The sequence below is a fragment of the Aquimarina mytili genome (genome assembly GCF_016735115.1).
GTDB classification, from domain to species: Bacteria; Bacteroidota; Bacteroidia; order Flavobacteriales; family Flavobacteriaceae; genus Aquimarina; species Aquimarina mytili.
Genome location: NZ_JAERQJ010000003.1, coordinates 532,709 through 558,729, shown reverse-complemented (window position 1 = coordinate 558,729; position 26,021 = coordinate 532,709). Strand labels below are relative to the sequence as shown.

The window sequence follows — 26,021 nt, the reverse complement described above, 5'->3', positions numbered from 1 at the left end:
TAAATGATTTGAGTTCTAAAGTTAATCTTAAATATTTTATGAAGCGTTATTAAAATGTGAATATTTTTAAAAATTACTTCTTGTTATTTTCTTTTTTTTTATCGTAATCCCTCATTTTATTAAGGTTTTCCTCAGTAAGCATATAGTCTTTTACTTTTTTATTTTTCCATCGATGATAGATGAAAATAGGCATCAAAATAAAAGAAGCGGCTAATATGCCTATGCCAACTAGCTTATCACCAGTAAGATGATCTCCTGTGTTTTTGAAATAATACCCTACACCTACGAGTATAACAATGCCAATAAAAAGTATTTTAATTACGTATTTCATTCTAATTTAAATTATCTCGTAAAATTAATCAACTTTCTTCGATAAGAAGTAAGGAGTTTTGATTTAGAAATAAAACCTAGATATCTGCCCTCTTTAATTACAGGAAGATTCCATACCCCGGTATCCTGAAATTTTTGCATTACCGTTTTTGCATTATCATTTTCATATATAATTGCGGTTGTTGTTGGGGACATTAGTGTTTCCACTTTCACTTTGTGATACATTGTAATATCAAACATAATATCTCTAATATCATCTAAAGAAACAATCCCAATAAGATGGTCGGCTTCATCAGTAACTGGAAACAAGTTTCTGTTTGACTTTGCTACGGCCTCACTTAATAATTGTTTCAATGTATAATTTGGTTTTACAGGTATAAAGTTAGTTTCTATACACTCTTCGAGATTCATCAAAGTCAATACGGTTTGATCTTTATCATGGGTTATTAAATGACCTTGTTCTGCAAGTTCTCGTGTATAAATATTATGTTCAATTCTGTTTTTAGAAATAATAAATGATATCGCCGTAGTGATCATAAGAGGAACAAATAATTCATAACTGGAAGTAATCTCAGCGATCAAAAATATTGAAGTAAGAGGTGCATGTAATACTCCAGCTATAAGTCCGGCCATACCTAATAGTGTAAAATTAGCTTCTGAAACCTGAAACCCTATTCCGAGGTTGTTTATTACTTTGGATACTACATTACCCAAAGCACTACCCATCACCATGGTAGGAATAAATATTCCACCCGATCCTCCAGCAGCAAATGTGGCGGTCATGGCCACCGCTTTAAAAACAGTAATACCTGCTAATAGTGCAATAACGATCCATATATTGCTTGTAATATCATCAAAAGGGGTATTACCAATTGCTTTTAGATGATCACCATGCAGTAAGTCGTTTATAAAACCAAGTCCTTCACCATATAGTGGAGGTATAAAATATAGCATGATTCCTATGGCAAGACCACCAATCAGGAGTTTATAAATCTTTTTGGAGAATCGATCAAAAAAATGCAAAATCCCAAAATACATTTTAGTAAAATAGATTGAGGCTACCGCAGTACCTACACCAAGGATAATGTAAAAAGGAGTGTCATAAATATCAAATTTTTCTACAACATCAAAGCGGAATAGTACTTCGTCTCCTAAAAAGAAATAAGAGGTAAGTATAGAGGATACCGAGGCAAAGAGCAAGGGTAATAGCGATGCAAGTGTTAAATCAAGACTAAACACTTCTACGGCAAAAACTAAACCTGCAAGTGGAGATTTAAAAACAGCAGATATAGCACCTGCAGCCGCACAACCGATTAACAAAAATCGAGTTTTATCTTTTATTTTAAATAAATTACTGATATCAGAACTTAAGGTAGATGCAGATCCAATGGCTGGTCCCAAAAGCCCTACCGAACCTCCAAAACCTACGGTTAAGGGAGCTAGGATAAGAGGTAGATATCCATGTATGGGTTTTATGATACCATCTTTTTTGGATAACGAGTGTAATATCAAAGGGATGGCTGAACGTACATCCTTTTTGATAATATATTTTGTAAACACATACACGATTAGTAATCCAATTACCGGTATTATAAAATAAAAAGAGGTCTGCCAGGAAATGATATCACTCTCTAAAACCAGTTGGATGAGGTGGGTAATGTTTTTTAACAAAAGTGAAATAAGACCTGCTGTAAATCCTACAAGAATACTTAGTATAAGGATAAAATTCTTATCAGAGATATTGCGATAACGCCATTTTAAAAGCTTGTATAGTACCGTTTTTTTAGAGGGGCTTGACATCTTTTGTAAACTCTTATTAAGTTAAAGGTAATAAAAATCCCGCCATAAGCGGGATTTAATATGTACCGAAATTCTAAAACTCAATAGATTTTATAATATTATAAATCAAGTGTAATATTTAATTCTTTTAGCTGCTCTTCATCAATATTTGCAGGCGCATCGATCATTACATCACGACCGCTATTATTTTTTGGGAAAGCAATAAAGTCACGAATTGTTTCCTGTCCGCCAAGAATGGCAACCAATCGATCAAATCCGAAAGCAATTCCGCCATGAGGTGGTGCTCCATACTGAAAGGCGTCCATTAAAAATCCAAATTGAGCTTTGGCTTCTTCTGGTGTAAATCCTAAATGATCAAACATCAATGCTTGCGTTTCTTTATCATGGATACGAATAGAACCACCCCCAATTTCATTTCCGTTTAATACCAAATCGTATGCATTAGCACGTACATCACCGGGTTTCGTATCTAGCAGAGGAATGTCTTCTGGTTTTGGAGAAGTAAACGGGTGATGCATAGCATGGTAACGCTCGGTTTCTTCATCCCACTCCAATAAAGGGAAATCAACAACCCATAATGGAGCAAACTCTTCAGGGTTTCTAAGACCTAATCTTTCTGCTAATTCCATACGCAATGCACTAAGTTGTGCTCTTACTTTATTCGTCACTCCCGAGAGAATACAAATTAGATCACCTGGTTTTGCTCCTGTAGTGGCAGCCCATTTAGCCAAGTCATCCTGATCATAAAATTTATCTACAGATGATTTATAGGTTGCATCTTCATTACACTTTACATACACCATTCCAAGTGCTCCAACCTGTGGACGTTTAACCCAATCAATAAGTTTATCAATTTCTTTTCGGGTATATGAGGCTGCACCAGGTACCGCGATCCCAACAACGAGCTCAGCATCATTAAAGACTTTAAACTCTTTGTGTTGAGCAACTTGGTTAAGCTCACCAAACTTCATCCCAAAACGAATATCTGGTTTGTCGTTACCATAAGTTCTCATTGCTTCATCATAGGTCATTCTCGGAAAATCACCAAGCTCCACATCTTTTATTTCTTTAAGTAAATGTCTTGTCAGGCCTTCAAAAATGTTTAAAATATCTTCTTGCTCAACAAAAGCCATTTCACAATCGATTTGAGTAAACTCTGGCTGTCGATCGGCACGTAGATCTTCATCTCTAAAACATTTTACGATCTGAAAATACTTATCCATACCTCCAACCATAAGCAATTGTTTAAAGGTTTGTGGCGACTGCGGCAAGGCATAGAATTGCCCTTCGTTCATTCGTGAAGGCACAACAAAATCACGAGCTCCTTCAGGAGTTGATTTAATGAGATAAGGAGTTTCAACTTCGATAAAGTCTTCGTTTGAAAGATAATTGCGCACTTTCATAGCCACTTGATGGCGAAACATCAAACTATCTTTTACCGGATTACGACGAATATCAAGGTACCTGTATTTCATTCGTATATCCTCACCACCATCAGTTTCATCTTCGATAGTAAAAGGAGGTACGAGAGCTTCATTAAGAATATCTAATTCACTTACCAGGATTTCAATATCACCGGTTGGAATATTTTTGTTCTTTGATTCACGCTCTATGACAGTACCCTTAACCTGAATCACAAATTCGCGTCCCAGTGTTTTGGCTTTTTCTACAACAGCTGCAGGAGTACGTTCTTCATCAAAGATCAATTGAGTAATACCGTAGCGATCTCTAAGGTCTACCCAGATCATAAATCCTTTATCGCGTGTTTTTTGTACCCATCCTGCCAGGGTAACTTCTTTATTAATATCTGTGGTGCGTAATTGGCCGCAAGAATGACTTCTGTACATAGTAGCTTATATTAAGGCAGCAAAAATAAGAAAGTTTTAAGGTATATATGTACGGATCATCAGAAAATAAGAGGGTTGGCAAATTGTTAAATATTATACAGTATATTCAAAGTTGTTAATAATATAATTTTTTAATACTTCTGCTACGTATTTTGCGAAGGTGTTAAGTATTTTGTACGAACAATTGTTAGCTTTAACATTTTTTTAGCAATATCTTTTAATAGATTTAAGCAAACATTTAAACAAATCATTATGAAAAAACAAACTCATTTTAGCAGGATGAAAATTTTGCTATTATTAATTTTTACTCCGGTTATGCTTATAGCCCAGGAAACCATTACAGGGAAAGTGGTTGTCGAGAGTTCCGGAGAGGGGGCACCTTTTGTTAATGTTGTAGAAAATGGAACCGATAATGGTACAGCCACCGATATAGACGGTAACTTTTCGATCAATGTTAATGCATTGCCAGTTCGATTAAGGGTATTTGCTCTTGGATTTGCAGAGCAAATGGTAGATGTTGCTACAGCAGGGGCTATTTCAATTCAGATTAAAGAGTCTTCTGAAGCCTTAGAAGAGGTAGTTGTTACGGGTTTAGCAACTTCGGTAAAAAGAAGTAATGCGGCTAACGCGGTAGCATCAGTTTCAGCAGAAGATTTAGCTGGATTAACACCACCTCAAACATTAGATGGAGCGTTGGCAGGTAAATTTGCTGGGGCATTAATTACAAGGAGTTCTGGAGCACCAGGAGGAGGAATATCCGTAAAACTTAGAGGGGTTACTTCGGTTAATGGTAATGCTCAACCTTTATATATTGTTGATGGAATATATGTTAACAATAATAGCATATCAGCCGCAGGACTAAATGCGGTATCGGGAGCAGCAGCAGGAGGTAATGCTTCTAATCAGGATAACCCATCAAACAGGATTGCAGATATTAACCCAGATGATATAGAAAGCGTTGAAGTACTTAAAGGAGCATCGGCAGCGGCAATTTATGGGGCCAGAGCAGCAGCGGGGGTAATTATTATTACCACAAAAAGAGGTAAGCAAGGTAAAACCAAAGTTTCTTTTTCTCAGGATATAGGTTTTAACACGATCATTAATTTTAGAGGTCAAAGGCAATATACCGAGCAAAGAGTATTTGATTTTTTCTTCTCTCCAAATGCTGATCCAATATTGGATCAAAGATCAAGAGATGCAGCGAATGATCAAGTAGCATTGTTTAGAGCTGCCAGTAATTCTGGTAGATTAGTAGATTATGAAGATGAGATTTATGGAGAACAAGGATTAATCTCCAACACAAGTGTAAATGTATCTGGAGGATCTGAAAACACTCAATTTTATGCCGCTTTTTCGAATAATGAAGAAGACGGAATTGTTAAAAACACAGGATATGACAGAAAATCAATACGTTTAAATATAAATCATCAGTTTTTGGATGATAGAGCTAAGCTTTCTTTATCGAGTAACTATATCGATTCTAAGGCAGATAGAGGGTTCTTTAATAACGATAATACAGGAACAACGATAGGTGTTGCGTTAACATCTACATTGCCATGGGCACAATTGCAGCCTGATGCTACAGGAGCATATCCTGACAACCCATTTGGATCATCTAACCCATTACAAACTCGAGATCTGATTACTAACAGAGAAGATGTAAACAGATTTATCGTTGGAGGTACCTTAGATGTAAAGCTCTATGAAAACGAAAAATCAAATTTAAAATTAGTTCTAGGTGGAGGGGTTGATTATTATGAATTGATTACAACATCAATTTTTCCTAAAAGACTACAATTTCAAAAACCTTCTAATGGAGGGTTAAATGGAGTGTCGGCTTTGGGTACTACTGAAAATAAAGATGCTAACTATTCTGCTTTTTTAGTTCATAATTATACGACAAGTAATGACCTTAATTTTAGAACGCAAGCAGGTATTACCAAGCAAACCTTCTTCAGAAATACGGTAGGTAATATTGCATCAGATTTAATTGCTTTTGAAACGAATTTGGATCAAGGAGCCAATGTGAGTGTGTCTCAGTTTAAGCAAAAACAAGAAGATCAAGGATTCTTTGTACAAGAAGAATTGAACTACCAGGACAAAATTATAGGTACAATAGGTATAAGAGGGGATAAATCTAGTAACAACGGTGATGCAAATGAGTTGTTCTATTACCCTAAAGCATCTGCAGCCGTAAACCTACATAATTTCGATTTCTGGAAAGTTGGATTTATGAATCAGTTTAAGGTGAGAGGTGCATATGGTGAAGCTGGTAATTTTGCTCCTAACGGTGCCGTGTTTACGACTTATACAAGCTCATTAATTGACGGTATTGCAGGTATTGTACTTCCAATATTTCCATTATCATTAGGAGATTCAGATATTTCTCCAGAGCGTCAAAAAGAATTAGAAGTTGGTTTTGACGCAAGTTTCTTACAGAGCAGAGTTAATTTAGAATTCTCATACTACAACAAAACAGTAGATGATTTAATATTACAGGCCAATGTAGAACCTTCTTCTGGTTTTACCACTAAGTTTTCTAATGCAGGAGATCTTCAAAACCAAGGATTCGAAGTATCTGTTAATGCCGATGTATTTACTGGAGATGATTTTGAGTGGAATACAGGAGCATTATTTTTCACTAACAGATCAGAGGTAACACGATTAGATGTTGATCCATTTAATTTAGGTGCTTTTGGAACAGGTTTGGGGACTTTTAGAATAGAAGAAGGTGAAAGTGTAACTCAAATTGTAGGTAATGACTCTAATGGCAACCTAGTTGTGTTAGGTGATGCAGAGCCTGATTTTCAAATGACATTTACAAATAATCTGCGATACAAAGACTTTACGTTATCATTCTTATGGCACTGGAAACAAGGTGGAGATAATATAAACCTTACCAATCTATTAACCGATTTTGGAGGTACAAGTCCTGATTATGATGATATTGATTTAGATCCTGCAGGAGTAACTCCTAATGGTCCATTTAGAGTTGGAGCTTTCCGTTCTGGAAACGCAACTCCATTTACTGAAGATGCTTCTTATCTTAGATTAAGAGAAGTAGGGTTGTATTATACACTACCTACCAAATTCCTTGACCAGGTTTTTAAAGGAAATGTATCAAATTTCAAAGTTGGTTTCTCCGGAAATAACCTAATCAACATCTTCGATTATAACAGTTACGATCCTGAAGTTTCTAACTTTGGAGGTAATGGTTTATCTACAGGGGTAGAGGTAACGCCTTTCCCTTCTGCAAAACGCTATCTATTTCACGTAAAAGTTGACTTTTAATAAAAACATAAGAAAATGAAAATAATAAAGATATTTTTAACAGCAATACTAGCTTCAACCCTCGTTGTGTCATGCGAAGTTGAAGATGGAAGTGACCTAAATGGTCCTAGTATTGAATCGATATCAAGTGACTTATCTAGAGGAGAATTGCAAGATGCTATAGGAGGTATTCTTGCTGATATGAGAACACGTATAGGAACCCAGGTAGACGCACAGTCGGTAGCCGGAAGAGAGTATTGGAGATTTCAAAGTTCTGATCCTAGGTGGACAGCAGATTTATTGACGGGTACCTTAGATAATAACACTTTTTATACGACGGCTCCGTATTCTTCTCGATATGCAACAGTAAAAGAGGTTAACTTGGTGTTGCAAGGACTTACAAATAGTACAGAGTCTTTTTCTGATGCTGAAAAAGCAGGGATTAGAGGGTTTGTGAATACGATAAAAGCTCATGAGCTACTTATGGTATTAAACCTGCAATTTCAAAACGGTATACGAATTGACGTAGCCGATGGAGATAATCTTGGGCCTTTTGTAGAATATAGTAATGCCTTACAGGAAATTTTTACTCTATTACAAAATGCTGCAACAGATTTGGCAAATGCAGGAGATGCGTTTGCATTTAATCTACCATCTGGTTTTGATGGGATTGAAGATGCTGGTGACACTCCAGATGACCCTGACGAAGATAATAATGTGGTTTCGCCTAACGATTTTATAACATTTAATAATGCACTTGCCGCAAGAGTAGCAGCGTATAGAGGTGACTATACTGCAGCAGATGCTCTTTTAACAAGTTCTTTTATGAACTTGACAGGTGATGTAACAAATGGAGTATATATGACATTTTCACTTAGTGGTACCGACATCGCTAACCCATTGTTTTTTGCTACAAACTCTACAGGTGCTAACGCTAGAATTGTACACCCTTCATTTATTACAGATGCTGACGCTGGTGATACTAGAGTAAATAAAGCTGTTTTTAGACAGGCTGCAAACACTTCAGGTGTTGTAGAGCCTAATCCATTAACACAAGATAACCTTACAGGGGGATACGATGTATTTATTTATGATAGCAATACCGCACCAGTAGCTATTGTAAGAAATGAAGAATTGATACTGTTATATGCTGAAGCGAATCATATTTCTGACCCAGCTGAAGCGGTAAATGCAATAAATGCTGTAAGAACTGCTGCTAGCTTAGGCCCATATATGGGTGGTACTACCCCAGCAGAACTTGTTACTGAAATATTAAAACAAAGAAGATATTCCCTGTTTGCAGAAGGAGGACATCGATGGATTGACCTAAGAAGGTTTAACAGATTAAATGAATTACCATTAGACAGAGCAGGAGATGCTACTTTTGAGCAGTTCCCTACACCTGCTAATGAGAATCGATAATATCATTCTAAATGTACTACATTAATAAACGCCGCAATTTGCGGCGTTTTTTATGCAAGAAATTTAGTGAGATTTCTTCTTCACAAATTTCAATGTTTTTTTAATACATTTAAAAAAACGGAATGGCTGGGATATTTTCTATTTGATTATATTAACACATATTAAACTGGACCCAATGAAGAATTTATCAATCTATGGATACCTTATTTTATTAGGCATATTTGTGTTTTCTGGATGTACGTTTACACTTCCCGTAGGAGAGACATCTGAGAAAAATATTACCCTGGCTAACGAAAATTTTATGCTAAAGGCCAGAGCCGAAAGATCTTTTGGGATGGATGCTATTGGGATACCACATGCTCCTGTTTTTTTTCCGGTGGTCGGCATGAGTAAAGGATATAGTATCACACTTGTTAGACCCAATGAAGGTTCTTTGGTGATTTCTGGCGGTAATGGTTTTGACGAAATGCTTACCAAACCACAGTTGGATTCGATAGTACAAACAGTGAAACTTGAGAGGTCGCCAGACAAAACAATCCTTGCTTTTTGGAGAGATTCTGAACCATCAGAACATAAAACATTTTTGTATTTGTTAGATAAAGGAGCACCGTTTTATACCTCTGTAATTCAAAATAAAGTTGGGGTCAACCAGAAAGTTCAATGGGATAGATTGCTTAGTGTAAAAGAAGCTGTTGAAATGGAGATGAAAGCCTGCTCCAGTTTTCATGAAAAACCTGAATTTTGGAGTACGGTAGATGAGCAAGAGGGAACAATACTGATTCGTACAGCCCTTTTGAAGACCTGGCCTGGGTGTTATGAAGTTAACTCTCGTTTAGAAAGTCTTGTGAACCCTGATTCAAACCCACCCAAAGAATGGAGAGATAGCGTTATAACTAAAGCAGATAGTGTCTTTTTTAGGCTTGAACAGTATACAGAACTTGCTGCTATGAGCTTGATCATAGCTACAGAGGATCGAGCTTTGATCGATACCCTGGATGCTCACCTTATAACCGGTTGGCCAACAACTGCTTTTAGCCAAAACTATGCCCATAAAAGAGCCAACGAAGATATGGTTCAAAATGATCCGGGTAAGGTGATAAGTAGTAAGAATAAAAAAATATGGAACGACAAGCTACAAAAGCTCCTAAATAAAAAAGATATTGCAGTTTGGGAATTGGAAATGGGCTACAATTTAGCCAAACACTTTAAAGACGATCAAACCATAAGAAGAATTAGGGCTATGCTTATTAACTATTGGCCACGGCATTATGATAGTGAGTTATACCGTGATTTTGACAAGATGGATGCAACACTACAGCATAAAATCCTTGATATTGCCGAAAAACATATAGAAAACGATAAAGTCAATCAAAGAAATAATGCCACTAGAATGCTCGAAAATAAGGGGGATTGCGATAGGCTCAAACGACTAAAAGTGTCATTTCCTGGCAAGATTAGGGTCCGATCTCAATGCGAATAATTGACACAGGTATATATAAAAGCTAAAGTGCCTTTAGACAAGGTTATAGACCATTCTTATACACCTTTTTAGGATGCATGATAACTCCCTATTGATCGTCTCAAATGTCTTGTAAGTAGTTTTTTATTGCGAAAATGCCCTGTGTGATGCAGCAAGCTTTCATTGCAGTAACGAAAGCGTCCTGCGTCACGCAGCAAGGTTTTGTTGCAGTAACGAAAACGCCCTGCGTCATGCAGCACCGTTTCGTCGTATTGAGAAAACGCCCTGCGTGGTGCAGGAAGGTTTCATGGTAGAGAGGAAAGGTCCCTGCGTTATGCAGAGGTATTTCGTAGTATTTGAACCCATAAAATTTTGGTAATCGTATCTGTTATCTTTAATTTTGGCGACCTTAACGATCCCGACCAATCGCATAATTGCAAATCAAACCAATGTTTAATTTAAAATTATGTGTATGAACACACCTTATTTGAATCGCTATCGTAATGGCGAATTTTTACAATATATGAAGGATATATTGGAACTTGTTAACCAACAAGATGTAGATGCATTACAACTCACCTCTCAAAAAAATGCTCTAGAACCCATAGTAAACAATATCAATACCGTTTTTCAGCAATCACAAGGGAGCACTCTTACCCAAGAGATAATCGCCTTGGATGAACGTAGAGATCGAGCGATTATTGGCATTAGAGGAGCCAGTGAAGCCTTTACCTATCACTATGATCAGGGTATGGCAGAGGCAGCCAATACGGTACTTACCAGCATTACTACTCATGGAGATGGTATTTCACGATTGAGCTATCAACAAGAAACAGCAATACTAGGTAGTGTTGTACAAGATTTTGAAACCGAGATCGAGTTAAAAACAGCAATCATGAAACTTGGTTTGACCAAATGGGTAGCAGAATTAAAAAATGCCAATGATAGCTTTGCAAGCAAATACCTGGATCGTGTAGGTCAAGCGGCAGCCAATCCCACAGCCGACATTGCCGAACTTAGAAGCAACGCTACAGAAGCCTATAGGACACTCGTTGCCCATATAAAAGCACATGCCACGCTAGGCACTGCAAAAGGGCATGCCATTATCTTAGACCAGATTGATATCCTGGCCGGGCAGTACAACCAGGTTATAGAGAATCGCAGCAGTAATAGTGCTAATGATGATACTTCAACAGAGGCCTAACTGGTATTATCATACCCTATAAAACAAAAGCCACAACTTTTATATAGTTGTGGCTTTATCTTTTGTCTAATTAATCTCGGATTACAAATCCGAACTATCTAGTTTACTTATTTTCTTAACCCGTTCTGCGAAGTTTGTAACTTCGCACAATGCACACTTTTAAAAAATTGCAATGCATTTTCGTATCACGTTGCAGTTTTATGTTCTTAATTGCTCACTGTTGAGACTGCGAAGTCACAGACATTCGCAGAGCGTTGCAAACTTCGCAGAGCTAGTGTAAAATATGTAAACTTTTTTTAGGATGATACAAGGTGCAAATCCGCGCTATCAGGTATAAACTATTATAATTGCTACTTTGACTTTCTCATATCATATAGTTTTTTTACAGATATAACAATACCTATTATCATTAATAAAACTCCAAATACAAATTGATTTGGATCATATTCATTAACAAATATTAAAGTATTCTTCTTTTCGTTAGTGAGCATTTTTACCGTTTTTTTCTGTGATACCCAATGACAATAATCCTTTTCAATTTTTTTTATGAAAATTTTATTGTTAAATTTAATTTTACTATACGGTGGTCTTCTTCTGTAATTATCACAAGTATTAGGTGCTGTTATTACTTCTGCGACAACTTCAATTCCTTTTTCTGATATTATCTTCTTTTCGTATGTTTTTATGATTGTAATTATGGATATTATGATCATTAAAGCGACAGAAAAAAACAAAAAGATATTTAACCAATTTTTTTTCATTTAATATCTAAATTAAAGCTTCTTTTTAAACTTATTTTCCTCAAACCCTTTTCGTAGTCCATCCAAATTATTTTTAACTACTTCATTAACTAATGCGTCTTTTGATTCATTAGTTACTTCATTAATCTTTTTAATATTTTCTTTTTTGCTTTTCAGGGTTTCAACTTTATCCTTTGCTTCCTTTACAGCTTCTGCGCGAGAAGGTCTTGGGTTGTCTCCTGCAACTCTTTGAGCTCTATCTAATTGTTTTTCTGAAGTTTTTATAACATCATCACTTATGTTCGGAACTTCGACTTTAGATAAAGTAACATTTTCTAAAACAGCATCTGTCATCATTTCTACAGCATCTATGGTTTTATTTTTGTTAATTAAACTTTGTTTCAAAATATTTCCTCCAGCAGCGGTTGAAGAAACAGCAACTGCTTTATAAACTTTTGCAACACCGCCTACTACTTTAATGCTGGATAAACCTCCTGTAGCTGCTCCGGTCACTGTGGCTAATAGAAGTTTTCCTGGATTAACATTTATAAGAGCATCTCCTAATTCTTGACCACCAGCTAAATTTGTTGCTACTTGTACTCCATATTCTACAACAAACCCTATAGCAGCACCTAGACACCAAGGACATTCACCATCAGGATCATTAATATTAGTTGGATTATTCCAACTATAGTTATAAGGTGTTAGATCAATCTGCATTATATCATCAGATTTAGGGTCTATAACTCCCCATCTTCCCAAATCTGGCATGTAATTTCTAGAACCAAAATCATACGTATTAAGATTTAGGCTTGCTGTAAATTCCTTACTACCAAAACCATAGATGTGATTTCTACCTCTGAGAACACTATTATACCCTTTATGCGTTAAGCCAAATGGATAATAGTTTTTCTCCTGGATGATCTCGTCTTGAGTAATGCTACCATCATTATTTTTATCTGAGTATGATAGCCTTGTATTATCTAGATGATCCTTATATTGATATACATATTGATACCCATTGGCTTCTTTTTCAATATACCCTTCTGGGTGGTTAAAGAACTCCAGGTTACCATTCTTATATACATAATTACCAGCATACTCGGTCGTTGTTGCAGAACTTCCTTCGGTTGCGATTTTTTTGAGTTTTGCTCCCGTGGCATCATAAATATAACTAATATTTCCGGTATGAGCCGTACTATTAACGGTTACCTTTAGAGGTAGGTTAAGATGATTATAGGTAATCTCACTTATACCTTTGTTACGATCCAAAATCATATTGCCATTGGCATCGTATTCAAAATCATCATTGGTATTGGTCCCATCTTTAAATCCATAGGCATCATTACCCGCATCAGTGACCTTCAATAGTTTGTTACCATTATCATACGTATAGGATAGGATATCCATATCCCAATAATTACTACTGTTTTGCCATCCATGACGTTTAAGGGATTCTATATTCCCCATTTTATCATAGGTCACATAGGACAAGTTGTAATGGTATCCAGTACTGACCCCTGCGGTAATTCTGTTTAAGGCATCATACTGATATCCATACCCTCTTTTGGTATTATCATTAGCCGTTTTCCATAGGGTTTCACTTATATTACCATTGTACAATGGGGTTGCCATTAAGTCTTCGGTTGTAGTATTATAATTAATCCCAAAGGCAAAGAGGTCATTGCCCAGGTTGTTTACATCGTTGATTCCTCTTAGCCAACCGCGCACATTATAGGTGTAATCTACGGTTTGTAACCCCTCGGCTACGCTCGGGGTTCCATTTGTGCTCGATAACCCACCTACAGATTTACTTTCTAATAGCCCTAAGTTATCGTACGTATTGCTTACAATGTGTTCTTCGGCCTGGTTATTAATCTTTTGGTTTTGTGTAAGCAATCTACCCATATGATCATAGGTAAAGGTATCGATAGTCACAATAGCTGCATTACTCCCTTTGGTATGGGTAGTTTTGGTTTGTAGCACTCTACCCGTAAAATCGAGCTTAGTTTCTATGATATCGGTTGTATTTAGATATTCATTTTTGCTGGCTACATAGATTGGCCTTCCTTTTGCATTATAATAGGTAACGGTGGTGATCCATTTATTAGTGCCCAATACTCTTACTTTGGTACCTGTAGGCAGGGATCGGGTACGATCTGTGGTGCCTACCCCGTAGACCGTACTCGGTTTTGTGATCCCAGCTGTATCAAACTCGTAATTGTCGTAATAATTGATGGTATAGATCTTTTCCATACTGGTAGGATAGGCATCCTTGCTATAATACACATCGGTACCTGCAACTCTAATAGGAGTGGTTTCTCTATGCTCGTATGGCTCATATAGAGAAGATTGTGCCCTGCTTTGCATGATCTTTCTGTTGCTATTATTAATTATCTCACCTGTATAGGCTACTCTACCCAAAGCATCGTATTTGGTAAATAACCAATAATCATATGGTTTTCCTGAATTTTCTTTTCTTAGGTTGGCATCCTGGGTCATTACCGGTTGATCCAGTTTGTTATATAGGATATACTCCCAACCTTTACCAGGAATTTTCTTTTCGATCAATCGGTTTCGATAATCATAATGATATTGATAACAAAGTTCGGCTAGCTCTGTATCAGAGACACCATCGGTTACACTTACTTTTGGAGGGAGTACATAGGTAAGATTTCCAAATTTGTCATATACATAATAGGTGTCATGTTCTACTCCTTGATTATATGTACGTTTCAATATTACACGACCCTGTTTATCTTTATACTCTCTAGTTGTATGATTGTTTCCATCTGCAGCTGTCCAGTTTTCGTCTTTAGTAATTGTGATGTATAATTGATTGGCAGCATAGAACCCTTTTTTGTCAAGGCTTGGCACTTCAGTGTCTCCTGGGTTTGCAAATACAACTTCGAATTGTACTACTTCATTGGTGGTATTGGTATTCCATCCAAATTTAATAGTATGATCGGTATCAGAATTTTTATCGGCTTTCCATGCAGTACCCGGTGCTCCCTGTTCTAAAACTCGATTTAGAGGAGACGGTTCAAGAACGCTTTCAGAATAGGCATTTACTAATGATGCATCTGTAATCCCAGGGAAATCATGTGCATAGGTATTCAAATAATACGTATTGATATCATTATTTACATTTACGGTCTTGTAACTTCCTACGGATGTATTAGATTCAAATGGCAAATACTCTTTTGTTTGTCTACCATAAGGGTCATAAGTAATGTGCGTAACCATATCTTTTTCATAAGGTGATCCTTTGATCGCAGTTTGTTGCATTGGTCGTCCTAATCCATCAAAATAAGTTACGTTTTCGATTACATCTTTGTTAAACTGGATGCCGCCAGGAGTATCCATAGGCTCTTGATATGCTCTGGTAAATACATAATTCTGTGCTGAAGACAATGAAAGACTATGTAAGGTAGCGGTACATCCTCTAATTTCTCCATATTCGTTCGGGCATTGATCGTTATTATCTAACACATAGCCTGCGGGTTGGTTACATGAGTTTTGTGATGTGTTAGGATCGCCAAATCCATCATTATCGGTGTCTGCATACCATGTTGGTGCCTGATCAATACTATAATTGACGGCTCTAGCACCACTCCAGCATAGAGAAGCATTATCTCTGGCTCTTAGATAGTATGTGCTTCCACTGGTCATTGTTATCGATGCAGAAGTATTGGATACGCTGGTTCCCCCAGCACTACTTTGCCAATACCAGGTCATACCACTTGGTGGGTTACTTCTGGTTAAAACTGTATTGCCGCAATGATTTGTAACGGTAGGTGCAGCAGGTGTTGTTGGGGAAAGATTAATACTATAGTTAACTGTTCTAGACGAACTCCAACATCCTGTAGTGTTATTTCTAGCTCTTAAATAATAGACACTACCAGTAGTTCTGGCAATAGATGTCGAAGCATTTGACATACTAGTCCCCGAAGCACTGCTTTGCCAATACCAGGTGATCCCGCTCGGAGGATTATTTCTTGTTAAAACCGTATTGTCACAATTATTGGTTACTGTAGGTGTGCTTGGTGTTCCTGGAAGGGGCTCAATACTGTAATTTACTGTTCGGGCAGATCCCCAACATCCGGTACTATTGTTCCTTCCTCTTAAATAATATACACTACCACTGGTAAGGGTAAGGGTCGTATTCGAATTGGAAGTACTGGTCCCTGAGGGACTACTTTGCCAATACCAGCTGATACCACTTGGTGGGTTACTACGGGTAAGCTTCGAGCTCCCACAATTATTGGCCACCGCTACACCATTTGGTATACTCGGAAGGGGGTTTATATTATATCCTACTGTTCTGGCTCCACTCCAACATCCCGAACTATTGTTTCTTGCACGTAAGTACATCGTACTACCACTTGTAGCAGTATAAGTAGTTGAAGCATTTGAAGTACTGGTCCCTGACGCGCTACTCTGCCAGTACCATGTAATTCCACTCGGGGGATTACTACGCGTAAGTTTGGCGTTCCCACAATCAACGGCTACAGCTGGTGCAGAAGGTACTTCAGGTATATAATTGATGCTATAATTTACCGTTCGGGCAGCACTCCAACATCCCGAACTATTATTTCTAGCTCTTAGGTAGTATAAACTACCACTATTGAGGTTAATGGATGCACTTGAGTTAGATGTACTCGTTCCTGATTCACTACTTTGCCAGTACCAGGTGATCCCACTAGGTGGATTGCTACGAGCAAGTCTGGTGCTACCACAATTCTTGACTACCGAAGGAGTAGAAGGTACCTCTGGAATATAGTTAATACTGTAATTGATGATCTTTGTATTTCCCCAACATCCTGTATTATTATTTCTTCCTCTTAAATAGTATTGTGTTCCACTATAACGTGTAACTGTTTCTGCAGTATTAGCTGTACTAGTACCTGTAACATTGCTTTGCCAATACCATGTGATACCACTTGGTGGATTGCCTCGTGTTAAAACTGTATTACCACACTTTTTTTGTATCGTAGCTGTTGGGGTAGCTGGTCTTTGGTTAATGGTATAACTTACACTTCTTGCGGGTCCCCAACATCCGGTACTATTATTTCTTCCTCTAAGGTAATAGATACTACCCAAGGTACGGTTTACTGTTTTTGCAGCATTTCCTGTACTTGTGCCAGAAGCAGTGCCCTGCCAGTACCAGGTAATTCCACTTGGGGGGTTACCACGAGTAAGTGCTGTGCTTCCACAATTTTTTACTACAGAAATAGCTGAAGGAGTCGAAGGTTTTGGAGATTCGTCCACACTACCATCGCAATCGTTATCCTTACCATCGCAAATTTCTGGAGCCCCGGGATATATATCTTCATCAAAATCATTACAATCTCCAGATTTATCACTATATCCAGTGGGGTTACTTCCGTCATCAAAAATAAAAACGTCTGATCGCCCAAACCCATCACGATCACCATCGAGATATAAAAGTCCGGAACCACCCCCAAACTGTGCGTTTAGGTTGCAAGTTAATCCGATACAAAACAAAAGACTTATATATATAATTTTATTGATATTTTTCATCGTGGTTATTAGTTTTTGTAATTGTATTTATTTTCTGAAATCAACTTTCCGGCATCGTCTTTTACATATTCTAATCGATTAAAGTTATCGTAGTAATACTTCATAGTATATCCCCTGGGATCAGTCACAGAGGTTAATCCGATAAGTGGGTCATGGGTGTAAGAAGTGATCTCTGCTCCATCAAAATAACTATGAACTCTTAGTTGATCGACTAAATCTCTCATCGCTTGTTCTTCTGTAGTATTGTTTTCATGGTTTGAAGCCACTTTTAAATTGTTGATAAGCGTGGTTACATCTGCTGGCATGTCTGTATAACTAGCGTTGACAATTTTTGCAATGGGGTAATTGTCCTGGTAGCCCCAGATGTAAATGATATGGCTTCCTCCAGATTGTTTAACCTCTAATGGATTGCCTTTGGTATCATAAGACACGTATTCTATACGATCGTCCAGATCCCTTTCTAATTTGGCAGATTGTATGGTTTTAGGTAATGTATTGCCATTTTGTAACTTAAAATTGGTACGCTGAGTACTCATTTTTTGTCCTCCAACCCAGGTTTCTTGTTGGATGAGTTCTCCAATCCTGTGGGCAGCTTTTAGGTAATTAATGGCTTGATATGCTTCTGTACTTAGCACTTTTCCTAAAGAAGTGGTTGTAGCCACATCATCAGGATAAAAACTCTTAGTAACTACAGTTTCTCCTAAACTATTTGTAGTACTAATCTCTCTAGGCATGGTTCTACCATAATACCCTGTATCATAGTTATACTGGGTGGTGGTTTTTATATCGCCAGAAGGCTGGTAACTGGTAGAAGTGTTTTTTTCCATCAGATATCTATCTCCAAAAACAGAATACAATTCAAAAATAGGAGTCGGACCAGTTCCTATAAGTCCAACAACAACATTGTTGATCCCTACACCTCCTAGCTTCTTATATGTATTATCAGTTTCTTCAATGAGTTGATATTGAGAGGTGATATTATTATGACGATAGATCTTTTTATTTAATAACAGTCCTCTTCGATGTGAAAAGTCTATTGATGGAGTAGTTAGAAACTCTTCTCCTCCTAATATATTGGTAAGCGGTGCATTAGGGTCTTTAGAAAAATCATAGGTATATTCTGTTTTTCCTTGAGTACCATCAGTATTATATTCTGTTACATTAGTATATCCTACATGCAAACTACTTTGTCCATTTAATGGAAAACGGGCGTTAGAATAAATAATATCATTATTACAGCCTTGACTAGTCATTACCCTTAACTTCAAAAATACAGGAGGGTTTAAAGATTGACCACTAGAAATTGCCGAATTTCCAAATGTCTGATAGTTATATTTTTTTGTATTGACAATACTGCCATTATGATCTTTATATCGAAGTTCTTTAATGCGTAACCCTCCTGTTTTAGAATTATTAGGATTAATTCCATTTTCTGTTACTTTCTCAAAAAACCGTATGCTTACATAATTTCCTGTTTGAAAAGGACCATTTTCTATAACAATAGTATAATCACCTGCCGTTGCATTCAATAATTCTAATGCTGAATTTTGTGTATCAAATGTCCTTATAATCTCTCCATTAGCTCTATATAATCTAATCGCCGGGCAGTCATTATAATCTGCTGGACAGGACTGTTCTACATCGATCTTATAATATAAATACCCATCTCCATTAAATGTAAATGACTTTGTAAAAGTTTGTCCTGGTTTTGAAGGGTCGTTTCCTAATTGTCCTCCAGAAATTTGTTTGGTTACTAAACTATTCCCAACAAAGAACTTCTCTCCACCAGATAAGGTATTGGCTTCATAGATAAATTCAGTTTTCCCGCCGGTTGGGTATGTTATTTCCTTTAGCATTAAAGTTTTTGCAAAGGATTCATCAACATTTCGGTCTGCCCCAATAACTTCTCTTGGAATTTGTATCATAGTGCCTCCAGAAAGTATCGGAGCAGTATATACTAATGAGGGGTAGAATACATCATTGTCTTTACCATTGGCATATCCCCATAAATCCTGATTGAATGACAATCTTTCTGGAAAGATATGATCCTGATAATAACTAAAAGTATGCTGTTTGTTTATAGCACTTCCTTTTTGTTGTTTGATCGCTTTTAAGTATAATTTTTTAGTCCGCTGATCTGTATCTCCATACATTCCTAGATATTGTTTCGGACTGGTAGTGAAATAATCGTATTCCAAATTATAGCTTTCAATAACAGTACTATTATTATCTTTAAGTTCCACCTTTGTCACTGCAAAATCATTCTTCAAATCAACCCGTGTATGGTCATAAGAAAACTCAATACTTCCTTGTGTACTTTGTATACTGGTTAAAAACTTCGGGTAATATTTATCTTCTGACAATGTCGCTGTTGGTTGTAGATTTGTAGAACAGTTTCCAGAACCTTGAGTTGCCCCCAGCGCATGTAAATATTTATTTTGATCCAATAAATTATAATAAACAATTTGTGCAGTACCTTCTTGATAAGTAAACGTAATACGTTCTCCATTATAATGTTTAATTTCGGTAAGATACCATCCCGATGTGTACGCTTGGATAGAAAGTGGAAGTTGTGCATTTTCACTTAATACAGAAGAATATTTTTCTTCTAATACATAGTTGTTTGTGCCTGGTATTGTTCCAAAAGTATAGGTGATACCCATTGCAGTTGTTACTGACCATCCTACAATTTTTTGATGATTATCTTTGGTGTAAGTAATCTTTAGATCGCTCTTAGGGTGAGTATAAATTCCTCCATTTTGATCAAAAAAGAATTTACCGCTATATCCAGGAAAACTAAAGTTATAGATATCAGATTCAAAATCTAACTTTTTATCATTAACCAGTCGAATTTGATCGTCTTTTGGTGTTCCGGTAAGTGTTAGGAAGTTTTCAATAGTGTTTTGGGTATTGATGTATCCTTCTTGAAGATCATCAGCGATGCCTCGAACACTTCTATTAATCATTCCTCCTGCGGTAAGCGACCAGCCTAGTCCAACACGAGAGGACATTTCGTTAACTCTTATTCCGGAAGAATGATAATTAACCGAAACCGGTACATCAATTCCAGATTCTGAAAGGTTTACTAAAGGAATCGAAATATTTGCCGTTCCCGTGTGTAAGCCAATAGGAATATCGGTATATTTTCCCATAGCAGCCACCTCAGGTGTAGGAGGTGTTAGATCGGGTAAGTCTTGACCAAATGTTAGGGTACAATATACTCCTAACATGCAGAACAGTAGTTTTTTCATAAAATGAGTGATTATTTCTATTGAGTGATTAAAAATTTATCTGCGAATTAATTGTCCTGTTTTTAAGTAATCATACCTTAGTTTTTGCAAAAGTTATGATTCACATAGAGTGTTGATTTGTGTTTGTCGATTTGAAGAGTGATACTTTTTTTGGCAACAAATATAGAAGCACTACTAGAGGAAAAACAAGGAAAGTAAATAGGTTTTCAGGGAAAACACAGTATAATTTTTAAGAATCAATAGCTGTTGAAATGCTATAAAACACTTATAGTTAGATAAGTATTTAATCGTGGGGATGTTTTGTTTTATTAGTTTATAGAATTACTCATTTTTAAAGAAGTTTGTTACGTTCTAGACTTTTATGATGTGAATTTTTGGAAGAAAAAGAATAGAAAAGTTTCCCAGAAATTCATCTTTTAATATTAACCAAAAAACGCCGCAATTTGCGGCGTTTTTTCATCAATTTTACATATTCCTATGCTGCTGCAGGAGTAACAGGTACTTCTACAACTTTCTTTTTATAAAATCTTACTTTGAACCTGTTTACGATAAAGAACAAACATGGTACAATAATCAGGGTTAAGAATGTAGCTATAATTAATCCGTAGATTACGGTCCATGCTAAGGGGCCCCAAAAGATAACATTATCTCCACCTAAGTATATTTTTGGATCTCCAGTGCTAAACAATGAAAAGAAATCCAGATTAAATCCAATTGCTAATGGTATTAGCCCCAATACGGTAGTGATTGCAGTTAATAATACAGGTCGTAAACGTGCTTTACCTCCTTTGATGATGATTTTCATTACCTCTTCATTAGGTAATAATTCATTTTCAGGGACGTTAAGTTCTACTTTTTTACGATCAATAAGGAGTTGAGTATAATCCAGAAGTACCACCCCATTATTTACAACAATACCGGCGAGCGAGATAATACCCATCATAGTCATCATAATTACAAAAGATGCTCCGGTAATAATAATACCTCCAAATACTCCAATAAAACTCAAGAAGATGGCAATCATAATAATGGTTGGTTTAGAAATAGAACTAAACTGGAATACAAGAATCAACATGATCAGACCTAGTCCTGAGAAAAAGGCTCCCATCAAAAATGCCATTTGTTTACCTTGTTCTTCGATTTGGCCGGTATAGTCAATCTTAACACCTCTTGGTAGTTCCTTAAAACTAGCCATTTCTGTTTGTATTTGAGAAACAATCGCTCCTGCATCGGTATAACCAGGTTGTAGACCAGAGTATACGGTAACCACTCTTTTAGCATCTCTATGTTTTATAGCACTAAAGGATGAGGTGTTTTTTTGCGACGCTACTGCAGAAACAGGAATTTCTTTGAGTTGACCAGTAGCCTGATCTCTAAAGGTGATATTTTGATTAAAAAGAGCACTGGTATTGTATCTGTTGTCTTCATTAAAACGAACATAGATATCATAATCTTCACCATCTTTTTTATACACACCAGCTTTTTCACCAAAGATAGATCGACGTAGCTGGTTACCTACTTGTCCTGCGGCAACCCCTAATTCTCCTGCTTTTTCTCTATCTACCACAACTTGCATAGCAGGTTTCCCTTTGTTTACATCAATTTTTAACTCTTCAATACCAGGAATATTTTTTTCGTTAATAAAGTTTCGCATTTGCTCGGCGATATTGATTAACTCGTTATAATCCGGTCCTTCAATTTCAATATTAATAGGATAACCAGCAGGAGGACCAACTGGATCTTTTTCTACAGAGATCGCTACTCCTGGATAAATGCCTTTAAGGTTTTCCTGAACTTTTTGACGTAATACTTCAGAATCTTTTCCTTTTCTATATTTAAACTCTCTCATCGTAGCTGTAATCTTTGCACGATGTGGCATTTCAGCATTACTACCTCCATCAGTTTGTGGATTACCGGCTCCTTCTCCTACTTGAGATACCGCAGATTCTACCAAGAAGTTGCGATTTTCTCCTTCTACATATTCTTTGTCGTTAACAACGGCATAGACACGCTGTTCTATTTCTTTAGTAATGGCATTGGTTTTATCGATATCGGTTCCTTGTGGATACTCGATATAAACTACAATTTGATTAGGCTTATTGTCGGGGAAAAATTCCACTTTGGTACGTTGACTCGCCATAGATGCGCCAAACATTGCAAATACTACAATTAATAAGAAAAACGTACCGAATGTAAACATATATACTCTCCAGCCTTTGAGCGCGAATGATAAAAATCGCTGATATCTATTTTCTAACCATGCCAGGATTCTTCTTTGAAAGAAATTAGCAGCCCCCTTCAATACATATCGATACACCCAGAACATAATAGCAGTAACAATCATCAGACTTCCTAATGCTCGTACTTGCCCACCTACAATCAAAATGAAGGTTCCAATACCTCCTAAAATGATACTTAGTCTAATGAGTTGTTTACGAGATAAAACTTTTTCGCCAGTTTCCATAAATTGAGAAACCAACATAGAGTTGATAAAAATAGCAACAAATAGAGATGATCCCAATACTACTGACAGTGTGATCGGGAAGTAAATCATAAACTGCCCCATAACACCGGGCCACATTCCTAAAGGTATAAATGCAGCTACGGTTGTTGCGGTAGAAATAATAATCGGGAACGCAATCTCGCCAATACCTTTTTTGGCAGCTTCTATGCGAGACATCCCTTCTTCTTCCATTAATCGATATACATTCTCTACAACCACGATACCATTGTCTACCAGCATTCCTAACCCCATAATCAAGGCAAATAGGATCATCGTATTCATGGTATATCCTAGTGCGGATAAAATCATAAATGACATAAACATAGACATTGGGATAGCGAATCCTACAAATAATGCATTTCTAAATCCTAAAAAGAACATTAAAACTCCAACCACCAGGATGATCCCGAAAATGATATTATTCACCAAATCACTTACTTGGTTTTCGGTTTTTTCGGATTGGTCATTGGCAACACTGATTGTTAAATCTTGTGGAAACACATTTTCTTTAGCATCTTCAAGAATCACATTTATTTTTTCAACGGCCTCGATCATGTTTTTTCCAGAACGTTTTTTAACATCCAGCATTACTACGTTTTCTCCATATTCCCTGGCATAGGTAGTTTTATCTTCTTCTTTAAAAGAAACTTTTGCAATATCTCTAAGGTATACGGCTCCGTTTTGTGATTTTACAACAAATTCATCCAACTCAGATGGACGTTCAATTTCACCCAGAATTCGTATCGTACGACGTTGTCCACTAGAAATCATGTTACCTGCAGACATGGTCATATTACCATTACGAATGGTATTGATTACATCATCAAAACTCACCTTAGCAGCCATCATTTTATAAATATCAACGGCTACTTCGACTTCTTTTTCTTGTGCACCACGAATATCTGCTTTTTTGATTTCAGGTAAATCCCCTATTTCATCTTCTAAGTACTCGGCATATTCCTTCAATTTGTCTACTGGATAATCACCCGTGATATTGATATTCATGATAGGGGTTTCTTCAGAAATACTTAAATCAAATACATTAGGTTCTACCTTGGCTCCATTAAATGTAGGCCAATCTTCGTTTGCTTTTTCTGAGTCTACTTCGTCCTTAACCTTTTGCTTAGCTTCGGGTACAGAAAGTTCTTCATCAAATTCAACTGTGATAATGGCATAGTCTTCTTGAGATGTGGATAGAATTTCTACGACATTACTAACATTTTTTAGTTTGTCTTCTAAGGGGTCTACAATAAGACGTTCTATATCTTCAGAAGTATTTCCTGGATAGGGGACACTAATATATATTTTGGTCTCGTTAATCTCGGGAAAATTTTCTCTAGGCATAGAAAAATATGCCGAAAGCCCCAAGACTAAGAATATCCCGATCATAACATAGATCGTGGTCGGGTTATCTATCGCCCAGGAAGATAACTTAAATTCTTTATCTACTTTTTTATTATTGACTTGCATAGGGGTATTAGTTTAAAATTTTCACTTTTTGACCATCTTTTACGCTTCTGGCTCCTTCATTAATTATAGCATCTCCATTATTGATTCCTTCTATAATTTCAATGAGATCTCCTTGAGTTTTTCCAGTTTTTACAATAACTCTTTTTGCTAATGCAATATTTTGAGCGTCTTTACCAGAGGTTACATATGTATATTGATCTCCTTCAGCATTTTCAGAAAGGATGCTCTGTGGAATCAGTATGGCCTTTTCATTAGTGTAATCATTGATCTTTACTTTGGCAGTAAGATTTGGTTTTACGGTTCCTCCATTTGAAGGAATACCTACCTCAACAGCAAAAGAACGGTTATTTGGGTTGATATAGTTACCTACCTGACGAATTTTTGTATTAATCGTTTTTCCTAACACCGGAAAATAAACTTCTACTTTTTTGCCAATGGTTACATTCGGAATATAGCGTTCTGGTACTTCGGTTTCGATATACATATTATCTAGATTAACAATACGAATAATTGCATTTTGACCGGGAGAGACAACACTTCCCTGCTCAGTAATTACATCGTCAATCACACCAGAAAAAGGAGCATTTACCGTTGTTTTTGCGAGTTGTCGTTTAATTTGATTTACCGCATTTTGTTGCGCCTCAAAATTAGTCTTGGCTTCCAGGAACTGAATTTCCGAACCAATTTTTTGCTCCCATAATCTCTTTTGGCGATCAAAGGTTGTTTTTGCTAATTGAGCTTGAACTTCTACCTGCGATAATTGTTGGCTTAATCCACCATCGTCTATTCTGGCTAGTAATTGCCCTTTAGATACTTTTTGTCCTTCTTTGACATAGATTTTGGTAAGTATTCCACCCATTTCAGGATAAAGCACAATGTTTTGTTTTGTTTCTACATTTCCTTGTAGTTCCAGATAATGATTAAACAAAGTGTCTTTAGCCGTTATGGTCGTTACCAGAGGTAATTTTTTTATCGTATCTAATGATGCAATAGCTTCATCCAATTGCTTTAGTTGATCAGCGATTACTTGCTGTTGAGTAACAATTTCAGTTCTTTTTGTTCGTAAAGCTTCAAGATTTGCTTCTTCAATAATTTGCTCTACAGATGCAGTTTTATCTTGACCACATGAAATGATAAGAAGAGAAATGGATAATATGGTAAGTATCTTTTTCATAGTATGG

12 protein-coding genes are annotated in these 26,021 nt (G+C 36.6%); 4 read left to right on the top strand and 8 right to left on the bottom strand.

Going from position 1 to position 26,021, the window contains the following annotated elements; translation table 11 throughout:
• Positions 1-73: 73 nt before the first annotated feature.
• The 3 genes from JJQ60_RS09785 to aspS form a co-directional block, all read right to left on the bottom strand.
• On the bottom strand, positions 74-331 hold the full coding sequence (locus tag JJQ60_RS09785; RefSeq protein WP_201919148.1) for a hypothetical protein: 258 nt from the start codon (positions 329-331) through the stop codon (positions 74-76).
• 11 nt (positions 332-342) lie between these two features.
• On the bottom strand, positions 343-2,130 hold the full coding sequence (locus JJQ60_RS09780) for a chloride channel protein (RefSeq protein ID WP_201919147.1): 1,788 nt from the start codon (positions 2,128-2,130) through the stop codon (positions 343-345).
• 98 nt (positions 2,131-2,228) lie between these two features.
• A complete protein-coding gene (gene aspS, locus JJQ60_RS09775) occupies positions 2,229-3,977 on the bottom strand; it encodes an aspartate--tRNA ligase (protein ID WP_201919144.1) in 1,749 nt (582 codons plus the stop codon).
• A gap of 252 nt (positions 3,978-4,229) precedes the next feature.
• On the opposite strand from aspS, the gene JJQ60_RS09770 reads away from it, so the two are divergent.
• The 4 genes from JJQ60_RS09770 (at position 4,230) to JJQ60_RS09755 (ending at position 11,332) form a co-directional block, all read left to right on the top strand.
• Complete coding sequence (locus tag JJQ60_RS09770; RefSeq protein ID WP_201919143.1) at positions 4,230-7,268, top strand: SusC/RagA family TonB-linked outer membrane protein; 3,039 nt, start codon at positions 4,230-4,232, stop codon at positions 7,266-7,268.
• Between the two features lie 15 nt (positions 7,269-7,283).
• Positions 7,284-8,669 carry a RagB/SusD family nutrient uptake outer membrane protein gene (locus tag JJQ60_RS09765; RefSeq protein ID WP_201919141.1) on the top strand — a complete coding sequence of 462 codons (1,386 nt, stop codon included), beginning with the start codon at positions 7,284-7,286 and terminating at the stop codon, positions 8,667-8,669.
• Between the two features lie 175 nt (positions 8,670-8,844).
• Positions 8,845-10,149 (top strand): hypothetical protein, encoded by a 1,305-nt coding sequence (locus JJQ60_RS09760; protein WP_201919139.1) that lies wholly within the window; start codon positions 8,845-8,847, stop codon positions 10,147-10,149.
• Positions 10,150-10,600: 451 nt separating this feature from the next.
• Positions 10,601-11,332, top strand: a complete 732-nt coding sequence (locus tag JJQ60_RS09755) for a DUF6261 family protein (RefSeq protein WP_201919137.1) — start codon at positions 10,601-10,603, stop codon at positions 11,330-11,332.
• A gap of 350 nt (positions 11,333-11,682) precedes the next feature.
• On the opposite strand, the gene JJQ60_RS09750 is transcribed toward JJQ60_RS09755, so the two are convergent.
• The 5 genes from JJQ60_RS09750 to JJQ60_RS09730 all read right to left on the bottom strand — a co-directional run bounded on the left by JJQ60_RS09750 (position 11,683) and on the right by JJQ60_RS09730 (position 26,014).
• Positions 11,683-12,093, bottom strand: coding sequence for a hypothetical protein (locus tag JJQ60_RS09750; protein ID WP_201919135.1), 411 nt, complete (start codon positions 12,091-12,093; stop codon positions 11,683-11,685).
• A 12-nt stretch (positions 12,094-12,105) separates the two neighbouring features.
• Complete coding sequence (locus tag JJQ60_RS09745) at positions 12,106-17,616, bottom strand: DUF6443 domain-containing protein (RefSeq protein WP_201919133.1); 5,511 nt, start codon at positions 17,614-17,616, stop codon at positions 12,106-12,108.
• A gap of 8 nt (positions 17,617-17,624) precedes the next feature.
• On the bottom strand, positions 17,625-20,867 hold the full coding sequence (locus JJQ60_RS09740; protein ID WP_201919131.1) for a hypothetical protein: 3,243 nt from the start codon (positions 20,865-20,867) through the stop codon (positions 17,625-17,627).
• A gap of 475 nt (positions 20,868-21,342) precedes the next feature.
• Positions 21,343-24,840, bottom strand: a complete 3,498-nt coding sequence (locus tag JJQ60_RS09735) for an efflux RND transporter permease subunit (protein WP_201919128.1) — start codon at positions 24,838-24,840, stop codon at positions 21,343-21,345.
• A 7-nt stretch (positions 24,841-24,847) separates the two neighbouring features.
• Positions 24,848-26,014: an efflux RND transporter periplasmic adaptor subunit gene (locus JJQ60_RS09730; RefSeq protein WP_201919126.1), complete on the bottom strand. Its 1,167-nt coding sequence runs from the start codon at positions 26,012-26,014 to the stop codon at positions 24,848-24,850.
• Positions 26,015-26,021: the final 7 nt, after the last annotated feature.